This window comes from Rhodanobacter terrae (genome assembly GCF_042657005.1).
GTDB classification, from domain to species: domain Bacteria; phylum Pseudomonadota; class Gammaproteobacteria; order Xanthomonadales; family Rhodanobacteraceae; genus Rhodanobacter; species Rhodanobacter terrae.
Window position 1 is genome coordinate 23,164 of the sequence record NZ_JBHSNG010000025.1, and the last position, 15,674, is coordinate 38,837.

The following is a 15,674-nucleotide window of genomic DNA, read 5'->3' on the forward strand; positions in this document are numbered from 1 at the left end:
ATGGGAACGGCGGGGTGGCGCAAGTCCCATGCGTAGCCGCATGGACGGCTGAATTGGCGGGCGTCCGGCCCAGCGGCTAGACTTGTACGTTGATCCCGCCGCAATCCCCGGCGACGGGTATTTCCCCCTCAAGCTTGGCGCTGCAACGGCGCCGCGGAGAATTTTCATGGATCAGCTCGACGATATCCTCAATCAGGACATCGACCCCACCGAAACCCGGGAGTGGATGGACTCGCTCGACGCGGTGATCCATCACGATGGCACCGAACGCGCGCACTTCCTGCTGGAGCGCATGGTCGACGGCACGCGGCGCGCCGGCGGCTACCTGCCGTTCGACCCGACCACCGAATACGTCAATACCATCGCGCCGGCGAACGAGGCGAAGATGACGGGCGACGCCGCGATGGAATGGCGCATCCGCTCGCTGATCCGCTGGAACGCGATGGCGATGGTGGTGCGGGCGAACCGCAAGCCGGGCGAGCTGGGCGGCCACATCGCCAGCTTCGCCTCCAGCGCCACCTTGTACGACGTGGGCTTCAACCATTTCTGGCGCGCTCCCAGTGCCGATCATCCGGGTGACCTGGTGTTCCACCAGGGCCATTCCAGCCCCGGCATCTACGCGCGCTCGTTCCTCGAAGGCCGGCTGGCCGAGGACCAGCTCGACCTGTTCCGCATGGAAGTGGTCGGCAAGGGCCGCGCGCTGTCGTCGTACCCGCATCCGTGGCTGATGCCGGACTACTGGCAGGTGCCGACGGTGTCGATGGGGCTGGGCCCGATCCAGGCGATCTACCAGGCGCAGTTCTTCAAGTACCTCGAGCACCGCGGCCTGGTGCCCAAGAGCGACCGCAAGATCTGGTGCTTCATGGGCGACGGCGAGTGCGACGAGCCGGAGTCGCTGGGTGCGATCTCGCTGGCCGGCCGCGAAGGACTGGACAACCTGATCTTCGTGATCAACTGCAACCTGCAGCGGCTGGACGGTCCGGTGCGCGGCAACGGCAAGATCATCCAGGAACTGGAAGGCGAGTTCCGTGGCGCTGGCTGGAACGCGATCAAGCTGGTCTGGGGCAGCTACTGGGATCCGCTGCTCGCTCGCGATACCAAGGGCGTGCTGCGCAAGCTGATGATGGAAACCGTCGACGGCGAATACCAGGCCTGCAAGGCGTTCGGCGGCGCGTATACGCGCGAGCATTTCTTCGGCAAGTACCCGGAAACGCGCGAGATGGTCGCCAACCTCAGCGACGACGACATCTGGCGGCTGAACCGCGGCGGCCACGATCCGCACAAGGTCTACGCGGCGTATCACGCGGCGTCGAACACCAAGGGCATGCCGACCGTGATCCTGGCCAAGACGGTGAAGGGCTACGGCATGGGCGCGGCCGGCGAATCGCAGAACCCCACCCATCAGCAGAAGAAACTGGACGACGAGTCGGTGCGGCATTTCCGCGACCGCTTCCAGATCCCGATCAGCGACGACAAGCTGAAGGACGTGCCGTATTACCACCCGGGCAAGGACTCGCCGGAAGTGCAGTACATGCTGGAGCGGCGCAAGGCCCTGGGCGGCTCCCTGCCGCAGCGCCGGCGCAAGGCCGACGCGAAGCTGAAGACGCCGGAACTCGCTGCGTTCGAGCAGATCACCAAGGGCACCGGCGAGCGCGAGATCTCCACCACGATGGCGCTGGTGCGCGGCATCAACCTGCTGCTGCGCGACAAGCAGCTGGGCGAGCGCGTGGTGCCGATCGTCGCCGATGAGGCGCGCACGTTCGGCATGGAAGGCATGTTCCGCCAGATCGGCATCTATGCGCCGTTCGGCCAGAAGTACAAGCCGCAGGATTCCGACCAGCTGCTGTACTACCGCGAGGACCAGAAGGGCCAGGTATTGCAGCAAGGCATCAGCGAGGCCGGCGGCATGGCCTCGTGGATGGCCGCGGCGACCAGCTATTCGATCAGCAACCAGGCGATGCTGCCGTTCTTCATCTACTACTCGATGTTCGGTTTCCAGCGCATCGGCGACCTGTGCTGGGCCGCCGGCGACATGCGCTCGCGCGGCTTCCTGGTCGGAGGTACCGCCGGGCGCACCACCCTCAACGGCGAGGGCCTGCAGCACGAGGACGGCCATTCGCACCTGATGGCCGGCGCGATCCCGAACGTGAAGTCGTACGACCCGACCTTCTCGTACGAAGTAGCGGTGATCCTGCAGGACGGCGTACGCCGGATGATGCAGGAGCAGGAGGACATCTACTACTACATCACCGTGATGAACGAGAACTACAGCCATCCCGACCTGCCCAAGTCTGATAAGGGTGGGGGTACCGAGGAAGGCATCATCAAGGGCATGTACCTGTTCCGCGATTCGGGAGCCGGCAATGGGGAGTCGGGCAAGGCCAAGGGCAAGAGCAAGGCGCCGTGCGTGCAGTTGCTCGGCTCGGGCGCGATCCTGCGCGAGGTCATCGCGGCCGCCGATCTTTTGAAGAACGACTTCGGTGTCGAGTCCGACATCTGGTCGTGCCCCAGCTTCATCGAGCTGCGTCGCGACGGCTTCGACGCCGAGCGCTGGAACCGCCTGCACCCCGAGGCCGAGCAACGCGTGCCCTACGTCACCGGCCTGCTGGACGGTCGCCAGGGCCCGGCGATCGCCGCTACCGACTACGTGCGCGAGTACGCCGATCAGATTCGTGCGTTCATGCCCGATGGCATGCGTTACACCGTACTGGGCACCGATGGCTTCGGCCGGTCGGACACGCGTGCGCATCTACGCGACTTCTTCGAAGTCGACCGTTACTGGATCGCGCATGCCGCGCTGGCCGCGCTGGCGAAAGACGGCAAGGTCAACGCCAAGGACGTCAGCCGCGCGATCAAGGAATACAAGCTCGACCAGGACAAGCCGAATCCGCTGACAGTGTGATTCCGCTCGCCTCGCCGGCGCCATGCCGGCGGGGCGCGCTCAGCGCGACAGCACTTCCTGGATCGTCTCCAGGTCGTGGCCGCGGGTTTCGATGCCGCTGCGCGCAAGCATCCAGCCCGCCGCCGCCAGCGGCAGCGCGATCAGCACAGCCGACAGCATGAAGTGGTCGAACAGGCCGGCCACGCCGAGTCCGGCGCCGAGGATCCCGCCGAACTTCGAACAGGCGGCGATCAGCCCGGCGCCGCTGCTGCGCAAGTGCACTGGATAGATTTCCGCCGCGTAGGGAATCAGCGTGGCGATCACGCCGCTGATGCTCAGCAACAGCGCCACCGTGCCTAGCATGGTGAGCGTTGGCGAACGCAGATCGGCCAGGTCGATCACGAAGAAGAACAGCAGGGCGCCGGTCGCCATGCCGGCGAACAGCACCAGTGTGCGGATGCTGCTCCAGCGCTGGTAGAACCACACGACGATGCCGATGCCGGGCAATGCGAGGATCGCCGAGCGCGCCAGCAGCGCGCTGCTGGCGTGGGCGTCGATGCCCAGCTTGACCAGGTTCGCCGGCAGCCACAGCAGGAAGCCGAAGTTCACCAGGCCCCAGCCGACAGCGCACATCGCCAGGCCCCAGGTGATGTGCGCGTGCCGGCCGCGCAGCAGGCGGCGCAAGCCGATCCGCGCCGGCTCCTTCGTTGCCGGCGCGGCTTCGGGCCGGTCATGCATCACGGGCGGGTCAGCCGCCAGCGCGCCGCCGGAGAAACGCTGCAGCACGGCCCGCGCCTGATCCTCCAGCCCGGCCAGCGCGAGGAAGCGCGGCGACTCGGGAATGTAGCGGTTGAGGAACACGATCAGCCCGCCGGTCGGCAGGTTGAGCAGCCACAGTGCGCGCCAGCTGAAGGTAGGCTCGAACAGCGTCGCCGCACCCGAGGCCAGCAGGTAACCGGCCGAGGTGCCGACCCCGCCCAGGGCGACCAGCAGCCAGCCGCGATGCGCGGTGGGGATCGTCTCGGCCATCAAGGTGAAGGTGATCGGCAGCATGCCGCCGGCGGCGGCGCCCATCATGAAACACATCACCAGGTTCCAGCCGAACGCCGGCATCGCGCCGCAGATCGACGTGCCCATGAACATCAGCGCGGACAGCAGGATCGTCGCGCGGCGGCCGAACAGGTCGCCGAGGCGGCCCCACACGACCGAGCCGACCGTGGTGCCGACCAGCGCCGACAGCGCCAGCCATCCCGCGGCCGAGCCGCTGATCCCGTATTCGGCCGACATGCCCGGCATGACGAAGCCGATCGTCGCCGGTTTCATCACGTCGACCGCCAGTGCGATGGTCAGCACGGCCACCAGTTTCCAATGTTCGCGATTGAGCGGTACGTGGTCGGTGATGTGGAACGGCAGCGGGCTGCGCCGGGCGTGCAGCGTGCGTCGCATCTGTTCCATGCGCGGCATCAGGCCGTAGCCGGCCAGCAGCACGCCGAGCGGCACCAGCGCCATGCCGACCAGCATCGCGTTGTCCATCGGCATGCCGGCGAGGTGGTAATGCATCGGCGCGGCCATCGCCAGCATCGGCAGGTGCGCCAGCACGCCCGCGACCACCGCAGCGCAGCCCAGCCAGAACGCCGCGGGGTGGTGGAAGGTGATGTCTCTTGAGCGCATGGGTGGTTGCAGCGGCATAAGACGGCCAGCTTAGCAGTGGCAAGCCCATGGCGGCGGCGGTGGACTGGCCGGCGAATCCATCCGACGCCGTCTTTCGGCCAGCGCGTCGTCATCGACACCAATGTGAGCGACGGTGCAGGCGCAACGACGGATGTCGCCGCGGCGCCTCATGCCAGGCGAACGTCGTAGCCCTCAGTGTGGATAGGCCCGCAGACGGTGCCTTGCGCGAAAAACGAAAGGGCCGGACGAGCGATCGTCCGGCCCTTTCGTATGAGATGGGCGTCTACTCGTCGTCGTCGCTGCGGAATGCGCGGCGCAGCAGCAGGAACGCACCGATGGTGCCGGCGATGATCGCCACCGTGGCCGCGGGATGACGGCTGACCTGACGACGCAGCCGGCGATAGTGGTAGTTCGCCTCGTCGGCAAGATCCTCGGCGGCCTGGGTCAACTGCTGGCCGTATTGCTTGCCGCGCTTGCCGAAACGCTCGTTGATGCGGCGACGTCCACGTTCGAGCAGATTCTGCGCGGTGTTGGCGGCGTCATCGGCGTAGTGGCGCGCACGTTCTCCCGCGCGGTCGGTGGTGTCGCGAATCTGGCGTTCGATATCACGATGGCGCATGACGTTCTCCTTGGCTCAGGTGTCACAGGCTGCCAGCGGCGTCGTGAGCGGTGCGTAAACAGCGGACCTTGCCGCGCCGATCCGTTCAGCCTGGCCGGCGATCGCCGCTTGTTGCAGGGCGCGCCGGTGCCGCTCGGCCTGGTACGCGTGTAGGAGCCCGCGAGCGTGCGATGCTCTTGCTCTGACGGTGATGCTGTTGCTCTGATGCTGGGTAGGGAAGATCAAAGCAATGGCATCGCCCGCTAGCGGGCCCCTACCCATTTCCTGGGGGCGATCATCGAATCAGTAGATCTCGCCCACGCAGCAGCGCAGGCTGCCGCCGGCTTTCTCGATCTCGCTCAGGTCCACCGTGTCCACAGCAAAACCGTAATCGCTCAGCGTCCCGACCTGTTCGTCAGTGAGCGAGGCGGCGGCGCGGGTGCTCATCCACACGCGTTCGCCGGACAAGGTGATCGCGTTGCCGGCAAACGCCTGCTTCTGGGCCGGGGTCAGCCAGACCGCGCGATCGCCGTAGGCTGCGGCGATCGCCTGCGGCACGGCCGGGTCGCGGAAGCCGTCGGCGGCGATGATCGCGGCGCGGCCGGCCAGCAAGGTCAGTACGACGTTGGTGTGGTATTCGGATTCGGCCAGTTCGAAACAGAAGGTCAGGCGCAGATCGAAGGCCTTGTGCATCGCCCGCGCGCCGGCCGGGTTGCAGCGCTCGCTGAGGCCGCAGTAGCCGACGCCGCGGGCGCGGTCGATGATCAGCGAGCCGGTCAGCTCGGCGACCAGGTCGTCGCAGCCGGACAGGTCGATCTCGTCGTAACCCAGCAGGTCGGCGAAGAAGCCGCGGATGTCGGACCGCTCGGCCTCGCGCTGGCGCACGGCATGACGCATGCGGCCGATGACCAGCCGGCCCGGCGCGGTGCCGAACACGTTGTTGGGAAACACGGCGTCGGGCGTGGCCGGATTGCCGGGGAACGTGATGACCGGACAGTCCGCGCGCAGCGCCCGCGCCAGCGCACTGTGCTGGGCCAGTGCCTTGAGCGGGTCGACGGCAAGGCTCATGTCCATGTAGCGGTTGTCGCGCGCCGATTCCGCCGCCAGGCTGAACTCGGCCGGGGCGACAAGGTACGCCGCCCGCGCAGTCGCCATCGCATCTCGCAGCGGAGTCAACGCGGCATAGGCTTCCAGGAATTCGGTAGCCGACATGGTGATCATGCAATGACTCCTAACGAGTATCTGCGGGTGCAGCGGCTTCCACGTGCAGCCGCTGGCGCTGGCGCAGGGTCGGGAACATTCCCATCCACAGGCCGACCACCGCCAGCGTACCGATGCCGCCGATCACCGTAGCACTCACCGCGCCCACCCACGCGGCGAGCATGCCCGACTCGAATTCGCCGAGCTGGTTGGAGGTGTTGATGAAGATCGCATTCACCGCGCTGACCCGGCCACGCATGTCGTCCGGCGTCTCCAGCTGCACCAGTGCGCCGCGGATCACCATGCTGACCATGTCGAACGCGCCCAGCGCGAACAGCGCCGCCAGCGACAGCCACAGCGTGGTCGACACGGCGAACACCAGCGTGGCCACCCCGAAGCCGGCGACCGCAGCAAACATGATCGTGCCGACCCGCTGCTGCAGACTGTGCCGTGCCAGCCACACCGACATCAGCAACGCACCCACCGCCGGTGCCGCGCGCAGCAGACCCAGTCCCCATGGGCCCGTGTGCAGGATGTCCCTGGCGAAGATCGGCAGCAACGCGGTGGCGCCGCCAAGCAGCACGGCGAACAGGTCCAGCGAGATCACGCCGAGCACGTCTTTGCGTGCGCGAATGAAATGCACGCCGGCAAACAGCGTCCTCAGCGTGGCCGGCTCGCGCTTCGGCGGGGCTTGTTCGTAGTGCAGGCGGCCCATCAACGCCACGGAGACCAGGTACAGCGCGCCGCATACCGAATAGACCACGCCCGGTCCGGCCACGTAGAGGAAACCGCCCAGCGCCGGGCCCATGATCATCGCCGCCTGTCCGGCCGACGCGCTCACCGCCATCGCGCGCGGAAGAATCGCCGCCGGCACCAGGGCCGGCAGCATCGACTGCAGCGCCGGAAACTCGAACGCCTTGGCGATGCCGATCACGCACACCAGCAGCAGGATGCCGACCTCGTGGATGCCGTGCGCCAGGCTCATGCCGGTCAGCAGCGCGATCGCGATCCATTCCACCACCTGGCCGAGCAACACGATGCGGCGCCGTTCGAACTGATCGGCGACATGTCCGGCCGGCAGCGCCAGCAGCAGCGACGGCACGAACTGCACCAGGCCGATCAGGCCCAGATCGAACGCGCGGCCGGTGACCGCGTAGATCTGCCAGCCTACCGCCACCGAAAGCATCTGGAAGCCGAACCCCGAAGCGATCCGGGCGAACCAGAACGCGACAAACGCGCGGTGCTGCAGCAGCGAATCTGCCGGCGGCGTGGTGACGGATGGCATCAGTTGTCCTTGCGTGGACGGCTATTATCGGGCTGTCGCCTTGTTCGGCATAGCGCAGGCGGCAGGTTGCGCCGTTCAGCCCGCAGCGCGGCAAATTGACAGGTTTTTTCCGTTTTGCCGATTAGCGTGGGGCTTCATCCATCGGCTACACGGGGCGAATCCCATGGGCAGGCAGGCGAACCATGTGTACACCGATACGGCCAGCATCCGCAGGCTGGAATCGATCATCGGCGAATTGCCCGCCAACGGCCATGTCGTGTTGCTGCTCAAGGACGGCAGCAGCTGCCAGGGCGTGGTCAGCGGCGCGGCCGAACGTGCAGATGTTTCGCGACGCCGACGAACACGAGGGCGTCAACGCCCTCGTGCAACTGCAGCGGCCCGATGTGCCCGAATGGAGCCGGCGGGTCAGGCTGGATCAGGTCGTGCGGGTCGAGCTTCTGGACTCGACCATGGCGGGCGAGAGCTGAATTCCTGTCGTCGAGTCCGGTGCATCACCCGCCGCGCAAACGGGTGAAGCCATCCGCGCTCCAGTCCTCGCTGCCGACGCCGTGGTGCACGAAGAACAGGCCGTCGGGGTCGTACCTGCGCTTCACGGCGGCGAGGCGCGGATAGTTGCTGCCCCAGAAGCCCCGCTGCCAGTCGCGCAGGAAGTAGTCGCTTTCCGAGACGTAGGAACCGGAGTCCGGTGCCACCGCGCGCAATGCATCCATCGTTTTGCCGACAGCCGCTGCCATGCGCCGCGCCATGGCCAGATCGGGTTTCGCGCCCGGCATGCCGGGAAAGGCGGGATCGTCGCCGCTGGCGCTGATGGCGAGGGCGAAGGCGTCCAGCACCTGCGGATGCGTGGCCGTGTCGCGAGCGCGGGCGATCGCATCGGCCGGTGCGCCGGCCAGCCCCTTGTTGAAGTGCAACGAGACGCCCTGGTGCTGCGCGGCCTCGAACAAGGCCTCCGCCAAGGACGCCTGCCGCTCCGGCTGCAGCAGCGAAGCCGGCAGCCAGGCCGACTGGTAGCCCTGAATGAACCAGCCCGCCTGTTCCCGGTCGCCGGCCCATACGAAGCGGTCGCGCGGCGCATCCGGCCGGTCGTCCGCCACGATCGCGTCCGACAGGTATTTGCGGAGGAATTCGGCGTCCCAGAGATGCCTGGCCGGTGCCGCCAGTGCCTGGAACGGTTTGGTGACGCGACAGTCCTTGCGGGCACGTACCCAGGCCAGGAAGGGGGCCCAGATCTGCTCGGCCTGCTGCTTGGTGAGGTCCTGGAACATCATGGAGACCTCGAAGGTGTCGCCACCGTAGAACTTCATCTGCTCGCCCCAGTGCGGGTTGAACAGGGCGCGCTGGTAGAAGCCTACCGCCTCGGCGATCAGGGCGCGGTAGGCCGCCTCCGAATCGGCCTTGACGGTGAGGTTGGCTCCGCCGAAGGAGTCGGGCAGCTCGAAGGTGCGCAGGGTCAGCCGCGTGACCACGCCGAGGCTGCCGCCACCGCCGCCCTTGAGGCCCCAGAACAGCTCCGGGTTCGTGCAGGCGTTGGCGATGCGCACCCGGCCGTCGGCGGTGACGACCTCCGCCTCGAGCAGGTTGGACGCCGCCGTACCCCAGCGCTTCGAGAGGCTGCCGAAGCCGCCGCTCTGCACCAGCCCGGCCACGCCCACCGTGGTGCAGCCGCCGCCCTGCACGTAGCGGCCGCCACGGGTGGTCACGGCATTGTAGGCGTCGATCCACATGGCGCCCGCCTGCACGCTCACCGCCGTTTGCGGCGCCACATGGCCGGCGCAGCCTTGCGGCACGAAGGCGTCGTACAGGCTCACCTGGTTCATGTGGCGGGTCCATACCAGCAATGAATCCGGCGCGTCCGAGGTGCCCTGATAGCTGTGGCCGCCACCTTTCACCACCAGGCGCAGATGGTGCTTGCGGGCGAAGTTGACGGCTGCGACCACGTCGGCCGCATGCTCGGCCGCCACGGCATAAGCGCTGGGTTGCGAGGTCCAGGCGTCGGCCCAGCCGCTGGTCTGGGTCAGCGCGGGGTTGTCGCCGACCGCAAACGGGTTGTGAAGTTGCTTGAGCACCTGTGCACAGGCGCTGTCCGGCTGCGCCGCGTCGCAAGGGGCGAACGGCGATTCCAGCTTCAGCAGCCGGCCGCCGACCTGACGTTTCAGCTGCTCCCATTCCACGGCCGCGGGCCAGCCCGGTTGGCCCGGGCGCAGCCGCGAGCGCACGGTCGTAGCGAGAGTGCCGGCGCCGTGCGCCAGGGCCGTGCCGCTGCGCATCAGCAAGGGCAGCAGGGGCAGTGTGACGGCAGCCTTCAGCAAGTCGCGCCTTTTCATCGTATCGCTCCGGACGGGATGGTCAGCGGTCAGCATGGGCCGCTGTCGCCGTCATTCCCAGTGCGGGGTGACGGATGGCGGGCAGTCAGGGACGAATCGACTTCGGTGCGGGACGGGACGCATGGGGATTTCGCGGCGGCCACGTAGAATCGCCGGCATGAACGAGCAGGCGGATGTCGGATACAGGGATTTTCAGCGTTGGCGTCCCTCGGTCGAGGTTGCCTTCTGGGTGGCGCTGTCCATCCTCAACACCGTGTTCAACGGTCTCGTTGCACAGATCGACCATGCCCGCACGGCGAGCTGGGAACCATGGGTGTGGGAATCGAGCAGCGCGCTGCTGGTCCTGCTGCTGATCCCCTTCGTTAAGGCGGTGGAGCGGCGCTGGCCGTTCCGCTTCGATACCTGGCGCCAAAGCCTGCCTTGGCAGCTGCTGGCCAGCGTGGCGTTCAGCCTGGTGCACGTGGCCGGCATGGTCGGGCTGCGCAAGCTGGCTTATGGGATGGTGGGCTTGCACTACCGTTTCGGCGCGTGGTGGCCGAACTTCGGCTACGAGTACTTGAAGGACATCCGCAGCTATTTTCTCATCGTCGCGCTGATCTGCCTGTCGCGGCTGTGGCTGCTGCGCCAGCAAGGCGAGGCGAAGCTGCTGGCCGAACCGGACGACGGCCCGCCGGTGGAGCCCGTGGAACGGCCCGCGCGCTTCCTGGTACGCAAGCTGGGCAAGGAGTTCCTGATCAACGCCAGCGAGATCGAATGGCTGCAGGCGTCCGGCAATTACGTGAACCTGCATGTGCGTGGCCGCGACTATCCGTTGCGCGCCACGATGGCCGGCATCGAGAGCCGGCTGGACCCGGCGCGTTTCGTGCGGGTGCATCGCGGCTACTTCATCAACCTCGACTATCTGGCCGAGATCGAGCCGGCGGAAACCGGCGATGCGCGCCTGCAGATGCGCGACGGCGTGAAAATTCCCTGCAGCCGGCGTTACCGCGCCGCCTTGCGCGAGCGCTTCGGCCAACCGGACTGAGTGCGGCCGGTTGCGTGGCAGCGGCAGATCGTTCCAAGCTAGCGGCCCGTTCCCATCGGTAGGTCGCCCATGAAGCCCGCCTTTTCCCGTTACGTCGTGATGGCTTTCTGCGTATCCGCGCTGCTTTCCGGGTGCTCGCAGAACAGCGGCGCGCCGGCGCCGGATGCCGCGCAGCAGCAAGCGCAGTCCCGGGCGGCCGATGCCACGCGCAACCTAGACACCTATCGCCAGCTGCTACGCATCCATAACGACGAGATGGCGGTGACGATGGGCCAGGACATCGTCAAGAGGTTCCCCAACAGCGATGCTGCGAAGGAAGTACAGCAAACGCTGCCGGAGATCGAGAAACGCTATGCCGAAGCCAGCGAAAAGTATCGCCTGACCAGCCTGTGGCTGTACCAGGTCTCGCCGATGGCCGGCGGCACTCAGTCCACCGCCACCATCGTCAACGGTGGCGTGCAGCTGGTACTGCGCCGGCACACCAGTTGGGGCCAGAGCGTGTTCCTGTACGGCAGCAAGCCCGGTTTCGTCTGTCGCGGCAACTGCGCCATCGCCGGCACGGCCGACGGCAAACCGGTGCGCATCATGGCGTTCGCGCCATCCACCGGCGAGCCCGCGCTGATGATCCGCGACGACAAGGCGTTCATCGCGATGTTGCAGAAGGCGAAGAAGATCACGCTGGACGTGACCCTTGCCGACGGCGACAAGAAGCAGACCCTGGTCTACGAGGTCGGCGGATTCGATCCGGCCAAATGGGTCGGCGTGGGCAAGCAGAAAAAGAAGTAGTTCCGGTACACCCGAAGGCGGTTCGCGCGTTGAATGAATACCCGCCGATGGAGGTTGGTGTCATGTCGATGATCCGTGTTCTGTGGGCGACGACGTTGGCGGCGCTGCTTGCCGCCTGCGCCAGCGCGCCTTATGCGCAACGCATCGGCGAGCGCCAGGCCGCGTACGCAGCCGCTGCCGGCGCGCCGGTGCGCCAGTTCCGTTTCTTCACCTTGTATTCGTGGGAGCCGCTGAGCGACAGCCAGTTGGCCGTCTATACCCGGCCCAACGAAGCTTGGCTGCTGGATGTCGGCGGCGGTTGCCAGGACCTGGCCTTCGTCAACAGCATCGGACTCACCTCGAATCTCAACCAGGTCATGGTGGGCTTCGACAAGGTACTCACCGGCCGGCGCAGTTTCCCCTGCACCATTACGCAGATCCGTCCGGTCGATGTGAAAAGCCTGAAGGCAGCGCAGCGGCAACAGCGGCTGATCAAGAGCGCGCCGCGCAGTACCGACAAGCAACCCACGGCGCAGTAACCGGGGCGTTCTGCTCCGGAGTGCTTCAGTGCAGGAACAGTTTCTCGGTGATCCGCGCCAGCGGCTTTTCCAGCGCGCTCTGCAGCCGCGCTGGCAGATCCAGCGGCTTGAGCAGCATCTTCACCGTCATGCCGGCCGGGATATGCCGGCGCAGCAGTCCCTGCGCGCGATCGCTGATGCGGCGGAACTCGATCTCGTTGCCCAGGTGCTGCGGATAGCACTGGTTGAACACGTGGCGCAACGCGATGTCGCTGTCCTCGCTCTTGATCTCGTTGACCCGGCGCAGGATCGCGCGGAACACCTTGTAGCGGCCGAAACCGTCGCGTTCCCGATATAGCCGGTAATACTGGTAGAAGTGCTTGTAGTGGCGCACTTCGTCGCTCTTGATGTGGTTGGTCAGCAGCTTCAGCACCGGCTCGTCGGTGATCTCGTTGAGTGCTCGATACAGGCTGGCCGTGCCGGTTTCCACCACGCAGCGGGCGGCCAGCTCCAGGCCGCGGCAGGGTTCAAGCTGTTCGGCCGTGCACACGGCGCCATACTCGTTCCAGAACGCCTGGAAGCCCTTGTCCCAGTCGAACTCCGGCCAGACCCTCCTGACGTAGGCAGCCAGCGCGCGGCCATGCTGCAGTTCCTCGTGTTCCCAGTGCTGGCTGAGCCAGGTCTGCAAGTCCTGGTCGCCGGCGAAATGATCGATCAGGTTCTGCGTGTACAGCTCCGAGCCGCTCTCGACGAACGACGAACTGCACAGCAGGAAAAACAGATCCTCGTCGTGGCGCACGCGCGCGAGCTCGATGCGGTCGAGATCGAGACTCTCCAGAGTCCAGGGCAGGGCGGTCGCATAGTTCAAGCGGATTTCCTGTGCGGCAGCGTGTTGGCGAGAGCCGAGTGCCGACGCTCGCATGACAAAGGGGTGACACAGGATACGGCCTGAGCAAGCCGTCGGATTAACGCCGCCCTACTTGCAGTTCAGTCTTGGTCGATATGCCGCGACGCTTTCAGCGCACCACCGTCACCGGCACGTGAGCTCGCGCCAGCACGTTTTCGGATACCGAACCAAGCAGCCAGCGCGCCAGCGCGCCGCGTTCGGTGTGGCCGATCACGATGTGATCCACCGCGTGCTGATCGACCTGGCTCAGGAGCACATCGCCGGGACTGCCGTGTATCAGTTCGACATCGACCAGCGCGGCGGCATCCGGCACGATCGCGGTCAGTTCGTCCAGCAGCTCTTGAGCGCGCCGGCTGCCGGAGTCGGCCATCATCAGCGCACAGGCGTCGGCACCGCCTTCGGTGATCTGCAACACCGACACCACGCGCACCCGGCCATGGCCGCAGCGGGCCAGGTCGATGGCGAACTGGAATGCGCGGCGGGCGGCATCGGAGCCGTCGTATCCGACCAGTGAATACTTGACCATGGTTCTCCTCTGCGGTCCGCATCAAGGCCATGCGAAGTCTATGCAGGGTGCGAGCGACGCGACAACCCTCGGCGTGGCCCGCACGATGTCGCCACTCCCGGCCGAATACAGTCTGCGCGGCAGTTTGTTAGCGAAGCATCAAATCGGAAATCTGAACGGACGTCATGCGTCTGCACACCATTGTCACGGTCCCATGCACACGATGCCATCACCACGCAGCGGCTGGCCGATCTTCCGATGGGTACTCCGGTCTGCGCAGGCGAACGAATCCGATCCCGCACGAACCCAAGGAGATGACAATGATCAAGCGTACTTTTGGAATGGCCGCCCTGGTACTGGCCTGCGCGGGTGCAATGACCGTGCTGCCGACCAGCAGCGCGCAGGCCGCCGAAGCCTCGGTGAAATGTGATCTTGCGTTCAACCTCTCCGGCTGGTCATTGATCTACAAGCACGCCGAAGGCCATGGCACGATCACCTGCGACAATGGCCAGCGCGCGAATGTGAAGATCACCGTGGTCGGCGGCGGCATTACCGCCGGCAAGTACCACATCGACAATGGCAAGGGCGAAATCAGCCATGTGCACAGTATCAATGAGGTATACGGCAACTATGCGCAGGCCGGTGCCGAAGCTGGCGTGGTCAAGAGCGGCACCGCGCAGGTGCTGACCAAGGGCACCACTTCGCTGGCCCTGACCGGCACGGGCGAAGGCGTCAATCTGGGCGTCTCGGTGGGCAAGTTCACCATCAGCAGACCCTGATATCTACTATGGGCATGACGAAGAAGGGCGCCATCGGCGCCCTTCTTCGTCGGGGCGCGTAAACTGCCGTGTCTGTGCATCGCCCCCACCCTGCCTCCCCGACCGGAGATTTCGTCATGCGCCGTCTTTCCCGTTTGCTCGTGTTGATCCTGCTGTGCGCTCTTGTCGCTCCGGCATTCGCCGCTACCCCGAAGGTGGGCGAGGTCGCCCCCGCTTTCCGTCTGCAGGACCAGAACGGCCACTGGCGCGCGCCGGCCGACTTTCGCGGCCATTGGCTGGTGATGTACTTCTACCCGAAGGATTTCACGCCAGGCTGCACCACCGAGGTGTGCACGTTCCGCGATGACATCGCGAAGCTGCGCAAGGCGGGTGCCGAAGTCGTCGGCGTGAGCCTCGACGACGTGAAATCCCACGCCGAATTCGCCGCGAAGTATCACGTGCCGTTCCCGCTGCTGGCCGATGCCGACCGCAAGGTGGCCGCCAGCTACGGTGTGCTCACTGAACACCTCGGCATGCATTACGCCAAGCGCACCACCTTCCTGATCGATCCGCGGGGCAGGATCGCCAAGGTCTACGTGGATGTCGACCCGGAGAAGAATTCCGCCCAGGTGATGAGCGACCTGGCCAAGCTGAAGGCGGCACCTTGATGCCTTTGACGGCGGGTACCGGTATGGCGTCGGCGCGGCGCTTCTCGGCGTGGCCGGTCGGCGTGTGGATACTGCTGCTGCTCGCCGCGACAGGCGCCGTGCAGTATCTGCAGCATGCTGAATACGGCTATCTGCTGGCCGCGTTGCTGATCGTCGTGGTGTGCGCCGGCTGCATCCTGCGCCAGGCATGGGCGCGGCCGATCTTGCAGGTGCTGGCCTTGCTGCTGGCGTTGTGGGCCGCGCTCAGCGGCGTGCTGATGCTGCAGCAGTGGGGCGATTTCGACATCGCCCGGCAGCATGCGCAGGCACAGCCGCAGCTGGGCGATGTCGCGTTGTGGATGATCGCGCGAGCGCAGCGGACCTGGCAGGTGGGGCTGGCCCTGAAGGCGATCGCGATCCCGCTGCTGCTGTGGCTGGCATGGCAACTGGGGCGGCCGGCGGTACGTGCGCAGTTCAAACGGTAGGGTTGATGGCATTGGCAATGGCGACCATAAGCGCTCCGTTTGCGAGTGTTTTAGTTACGCCGACTCGCCGCATTCAGCATGGGTTGGTCCGCGAGAAGGTATCGCT

The 15,674-nt window shown here is 66.2% G+C and carries 15 protein-coding genes and 1 pseudogene; 9 read left to right on the forward strand and 7 right to left on the reverse strand.

Annotated elements, in window-relative coordinates:
• Nucleotides 1-166 precede the first annotated feature (166 nt).
• The gene (gene aceE / locus ACFPPB_RS17100) at nt 167-2,902 is read left to right on the forward strand and encodes a pyruvate dehydrogenase (acetyl-transferring), homodimeric type (RefSeq protein ID WP_377329299.1); all 2,736 of its coding nucleotides are present in this window, start codon (nt 167-169) and stop codon (nt 2,900-2,902) included.
• A 39-nt stretch (nt 2,903-2,941) separates the two neighbouring features.
• Here aceE and ACFPPB_RS17105 read toward each other — a convergent pair whose 3' ends face one another.
• The 4 genes from ACFPPB_RS17105 to ACFPPB_RS17120 all read right to left on the reverse strand — a co-directional run bounded on the left by ACFPPB_RS17105 (nt 2,942) and on the right by ACFPPB_RS17120 (nt 7,635).
• Nucleotides 2,942-4,552 (reverse strand): MFS transporter, encoded by a 1,611-nt coding sequence (locus tag ACFPPB_RS17105; RefSeq protein ID WP_377329301.1) that lies wholly within the window; start codon nt 4,550-4,552, stop codon nt 2,942-2,944.
• 283 nt (nt 4,553-4,835) lie between these two features.
• Nucleotides 4,836-5,171 carry a hypothetical protein gene (locus ACFPPB_RS17110; RefSeq protein WP_377329303.1) on the reverse strand — a complete coding sequence of 112 codons (336 nt, stop codon included), beginning with the start codon at nt 5,169-5,171 and terminating at the stop codon, nt 4,836-4,838.
• A 282-nt stretch (nt 5,172-5,453) separates the two neighbouring features.
• Complete coding sequence (locus ACFPPB_RS17115; RefSeq protein ID WP_377329305.1) at nt 5,454-6,371, reverse strand: arginine deiminase-related protein; 918 nt, start codon at nt 6,369-6,371, stop codon at nt 5,454-5,456.
• A 10-nt stretch (nt 6,372-6,381) separates the two neighbouring features.
• A complete protein-coding gene (locus ACFPPB_RS17120; protein ID WP_377329307.1) occupies nt 6,382-7,635 on the reverse strand; it encodes an MFS transporter in 1,254 nt (417 codons plus the stop codon).
• Nucleotides 7,636-7,798: 163 nt separating this feature from the next.
• Between ACFPPB_RS17120 and ACFPPB_RS17125 the strand changes: the two are divergent.
• Nucleotides 7,799-7,870 (forward strand): annotated as a pseudogene (locus ACFPPB_RS17125) (hypothetical protein); the annotation flags it as partial.
• An 85-nt stretch (nt 7,871-7,955) separates the two neighbouring features.
• Nucleotides 7,956-8,102 (forward strand): hypothetical protein, encoded by a 147-nt coding sequence (locus ACFPPB_RS17130; protein ID WP_377329309.1) that lies wholly within the window; start codon nt 7,956-7,958, stop codon nt 8,100-8,102.
• Nucleotides 8,103-8,126: 24 nt separating this feature from the next.
• On the opposite strand, the gene ACFPPB_RS17135 is transcribed toward ACFPPB_RS17130, so the two are convergent.
• Nucleotides 8,127-9,959 (reverse strand): FAD-binding oxidoreductase, encoded by a 1,833-nt coding sequence (locus tag ACFPPB_RS17135; RefSeq protein ID WP_377329311.1) that lies wholly within the window; start codon nt 9,957-9,959, stop codon nt 8,127-8,129.
• Nucleotides 9,960-10,116: 157 nt separating this feature from the next.
• Between ACFPPB_RS17135 and ACFPPB_RS17140 the strand changes: the two genes are divergently transcribed.
• The 3 genes from ACFPPB_RS17140 to ACFPPB_RS17150 all read left to right on the forward strand — a co-directional run bounded on the left by ACFPPB_RS17140 (nt 10,117) and on the right by ACFPPB_RS17150 (nt 12,287).
• The gene (locus ACFPPB_RS17140) at nt 10,117-10,983 is read left to right on the forward strand and encodes a LytTR family DNA-binding domain-containing protein (protein ID WP_377329313.1); all 867 of its coding nucleotides are present in this window, start codon (nt 10,117-10,119) and stop codon (nt 10,981-10,983) included.
• A gap of 69 nt (nt 10,984-11,052) precedes the next feature.
• Nucleotides 11,053-11,769, forward strand: coding sequence for a hypothetical protein (locus ACFPPB_RS17145; protein WP_377329315.1), 717 nt, complete (start codon nt 11,053-11,055; stop codon nt 11,767-11,769).
• 62 nt (nt 11,770-11,831) lie between these two features.
• Complete coding sequence (locus ACFPPB_RS17150) at nt 11,832-12,287, forward strand: DUF6491 family protein (protein WP_377329317.1); 456 nt, start codon at nt 11,832-11,834, stop codon at nt 12,285-12,287.
• Nucleotides 12,288-12,312: 25 nt separating this feature from the next.
• Here ACFPPB_RS17150 and ACFPPB_RS17155 read toward each other — a convergent pair whose 3' ends face one another.
• Nucleotides 12,313-13,134, reverse strand: coding sequence for a ferritin-like domain-containing protein (locus ACFPPB_RS17155; protein ID WP_377329319.1), 822 nt, complete (start codon nt 13,132-13,134; stop codon nt 12,313-12,315).
• 148 nt (nt 13,135-13,282) lie between these two features.
• Nucleotides 13,283-13,699, reverse strand: coding sequence for a universal stress protein (locus tag ACFPPB_RS17160; RefSeq protein WP_377329321.1), 417 nt, complete (start codon nt 13,697-13,699; stop codon nt 13,283-13,285).
• A gap of 299 nt (nt 13,700-13,998) precedes the next feature.
• Between ACFPPB_RS17160 and ACFPPB_RS17165 the strand changes: the two genes are divergently transcribed.
• The 3 genes from ACFPPB_RS17165 to ACFPPB_RS17175 all read left to right on the forward strand — a co-directional run bounded on the left by ACFPPB_RS17165 (nt 13,999) and on the right by ACFPPB_RS17175 (nt 15,568).
• On the forward strand, nt 13,999-14,457 hold the full coding sequence (locus ACFPPB_RS17165; RefSeq protein WP_377329323.1) for a hypothetical protein: 459 nt from the start codon (nt 13,999-14,001) through the stop codon (nt 14,455-14,457).
• A gap of 116 nt (nt 14,458-14,573) precedes the next feature.
• Entirely contained in the window at nt 14,574-15,104 is a 531-nt protein-coding gene (locus tag ACFPPB_RS17170; RefSeq protein ID WP_377329325.1) for a peroxiredoxin, read from the forward strand.
• Nucleotides 15,104-15,568 (forward strand): hypothetical protein, encoded by a 465-nt coding sequence (locus tag ACFPPB_RS17175; protein ID WP_377329327.1) that lies wholly within the window; start codon nt 15,104-15,106, stop codon nt 15,566-15,568. The genes ACFPPB_RS17170 and ACFPPB_RS17175 overlap by 1 nt, the downstream gene beginning before the upstream one ends.
• Nucleotides 15,569-15,674: the final 106 nt, after the last annotated feature.

Excerpts from the sequence above, each read along its gene's own strand:
- ACFPPB_RS17110 (WP_377329303.1), bottom strand. The coding sequence starts at position 5,171 with ATGCGCCATCGTGATATCGAACGCCAGATTCGCGACACCACCGACCGC.
- ACFPPB_RS17120 (WP_377329307.1), bottom strand. The coding sequence starts at position 7,635 with ATGCCATCCGTCACCACGCCGCCGGCAGATTCGCTGCTGCAGCACCGC.
- aceE (WP_377329299.1), top strand. The coding sequence starts at position 167 with ATGGATCAGCTCGACGATATCCTCAATCAGGACATCGACCCCACCGAA.
- ACFPPB_RS17165 (WP_377329323.1), top strand. The coding sequence starts at position 13,999 with ATGATCAAGCGTACTTTTGGAATGGCCGCCCTGGTACTGGCCTGCGCG.
- ACFPPB_RS17160 (WP_377329321.1), bottom strand. The coding sequence starts at position 13,699 with ATGGTCAAGTATTCACTGGTCGGATACGACGGCTCCGATGCCGCCCGC.
- ACFPPB_RS17150 (WP_377329317.1), top strand. The coding sequence starts at position 11,832 with ATGTCGATGATCCGTGTTCTGTGGGCGACGACGTTGGCGGCGCTGCTT.
- ACFPPB_RS17115 (WP_377329305.1), bottom strand. The coding sequence starts at position 6,371 with ATGATCACCATGTCGGCTACCGAATTCCTGGAAGCCTATGCCGCGTTG.
- ACFPPB_RS17135 (WP_377329311.1), bottom strand. The coding sequence starts at position 9,959 with ATGAAAAGGCGCGACTTGCTGAAGGCTGCCGTCACACTGCCCCTGCTG.
- ACFPPB_RS17130 (WP_377329309.1), top strand. The coding sequence starts at position 7,956 with ATGTTTCGCGACGCCGACGAACACGAGGGCGTCAACGCCCTCGTGCAA.
- ACFPPB_RS17105 (WP_377329301.1), bottom strand. The coding sequence starts at position 4,552 with ATGCGCTCAAGAGACATCACCTTCCACCACCCCGCGGCGTTCTGGCTG.
- ACFPPB_RS17140 (WP_377329313.1), top strand. The coding sequence starts at position 10,117 with ATGAACGAGCAGGCGGATGTCGGATACAGGGATTTTCAGCGTTGGCGT.
- ACFPPB_RS17175 (WP_377329327.1), top strand. The coding sequence starts at position 15,104 with ATGCCTTTGACGGCGGGTACCGGTATGGCGTCGGCGCGGCGCTTCTCG.
- ACFPPB_RS17145 (WP_377329315.1), top strand. The coding sequence starts at position 11,053 with ATGAAGCCCGCCTTTTCCCGTTACGTCGTGATGGCTTTCTGCGTATCC.
- ACFPPB_RS17170 (WP_377329325.1), top strand. The coding sequence starts at position 14,574 with ATGCGCCGTCTTTCCCGTTTGCTCGTGTTGATCCTGCTGTGCGCTCTT.